The organism is Actinosynnema sp. NPDC023658 (assembly GCF_040639995.1).
Taxonomy (GTDB): domain Bacteria; phylum Actinomycetota; class Actinomycetes; order Mycobacteriales; family Pseudonocardiaceae; genus Actinosynnema.
In genome coordinates this window covers 1-1,592 of record NZ_JBFAAX010001179.1, presented here as the reverse complement: position 1 = coordinate 1,592, position 1,592 = coordinate 1, and the positions used below count along the sequence as shown (strand labels likewise).

The 1,592-nt window shown below is 73.2% G+C and carries 2 protein-coding genes and 1 pseudogene; 1 reads left to right on the top strand and 2 read right to left on the bottom strand.

What is annotated here, in order from left to right; genetic code table 11:
- Positions 1–36: 36 nt before the first annotated feature.
- Positions 37–618, bottom strand: a complete 582-nt coding sequence (locus AB0G02_RS39325) for an RNA polymerase sigma factor (protein WP_360805347.1) — start codon at positions 616–618, stop codon at positions 37–39.
- A gap of 168 nt (positions 619–786) precedes the next feature.
- Here AB0G02_RS39325 and AB0G02_RS39320 point away from each other — a divergent pair, with 168 nt between their 5' ends.
- Positions 787–1,458 (top strand): LmbU family transcriptional regulator, encoded by a 672-nt coding sequence (locus tag AB0G02_RS39320; protein ID WP_360805343.1) that lies wholly within the window; start codon positions 787–789, stop codon positions 1,456–1,458.
- A 48-nt stretch (positions 1,459–1,506) separates the two neighbouring features.
- Here the strand turns inward: AB0G02_RS39320 and AB0G02_RS39315 are convergent.
- Positions 1,507–1,592: pseudogene (locus AB0G02_RS39315) on the bottom strand (pyrimidine reductase family protein); the annotation flags it as partial.

The window sequence follows — 1,592 nt, the reverse complement described above, 5'->3', positions numbered from 1 at the left end:
GGCGTCTCGTCGCCCAGTTCGCGCACCAGCTGCAACTCATCCATTGTTCGACATCTCCTCGACCTCGGTGGGGTTGTGCCCGCCCAGCGCCTGCCTGACCTTGCGGCGGGCCCGGTGCAACCGGGACCGCACCGTGCCGACGGGGATCGCCAGAGCCGCCGCGACCTCCTCGTAGCTCAGCTGTTCCCACGCGACCAGCAGCAGCACGTCCCGGTCCTCGTCGGACAGCCCGCCCAGCGCGCCGGCCAGCATCGACCGCATGGCCCGCGCGGTCACCTCGGCGGCGACGCGGTCCGCGTGGTCCTGCACGGCGTCCGCGCCCGGGTCGTCCGACGCACGGGCCTGGTAGCGGCGTGCCTCCTGCCTGCGGTGCCGACCGACGAGGTTCGTCGCGATCCCGTACAGCCACGGCCGGGCGTCGGGTCGGCCCCGGTCGTAGCGCTGCCGCTTGTCGAACGCGGTGAGGAACGTCTCGGCCACGAGGTCGTCCGCGACCTGCGCGCCGAGCCTGCGCGCGAGGTACCGCTGGATGTGCGGCGCGTGCCGGTCGAAGAGCGCGGCGAACGCGTCCGGCTCGTGCCGCGACCGTTCGATGATCTCGGCGTCGGTTGGTGTCATGGTGGCCTTTCCGGCTGTTCCCCGGTTGGCGGGGCGGTCACCCGTTATCCACCGGTGGGCCGGATCGGGTTCGCGGTGTGAGCGGAAGTTGACCGGTGTGTGAGGACCCCTGGGGTAGCAATGAGGCTCAATGCGGATCAGGGGGAGCAAGTGGACAAGGTGAACGCGATGACGCGCCGACGTCCCGTCGGTGCGGCCGAAGGCCGGATCCTCACCACCCCGGTGGGGCTGGCGTTCCCGCGCGACGTCACGTTCGAGTCGTGGGAGCAGGCGGGGCAGCGCATCTCCCGCATCGCCAGCTCGTCGGCGTGGTACCTGGGCGACTGGCTCGTCTTCGGCCAGGACAAGTACACCGACCGGTACCGCCGGGCGGTCGAGGCCGTGGGGCTCGACTACCAGACGTTGCGCAACTACGCGTGGATCTCGCGCAAGTTCGAGCCGTCCCGCCGACGCCAGGGACTGCCGTTCCAGCACCACGCCGAGGTCGCCGCGCTGCCGCCGGACGAGCAGGACCGGTGGCTCGACCGCGCCGAGCGGGAGGGCTGGTCGCGCACGGCGCTGCGGCGCGCGTTGCGGGAGGGCCGCGACCCCGGCTCGAAGCCCTCGCGGGCGGCGTTGCCGAAGGTCAGCGCCGCCAGCGAGGCGGTGGACCGGTGGCGGCGGGCCGCGATGGCCGCCAACGCCGACTTCGAGGCGTGGGTCGTGGCGGCCCTCGACCGCGCCGCCGACCAGGACCTGGAGCTGGTGAGCGTGCCGCCGCCGGCGGAGCTGCCGGGGGACGCGGCGGAGGAGCGGGGGCGCGGGTTCGTCAGCCTGCCCGCTGTGCGGCCAGCGTCATGACGTGCTGGTTGCCGGTGGCCCAGGTGGTGGTCATGGTGACCGCGTCGATGCGCCAGCCGGCAGCGGTGCGCACACGACGTCCACCAGGTCGGCGTCGATGAGCGTGCCGAACAGCCGCGGCCCGCCCTCGCAGT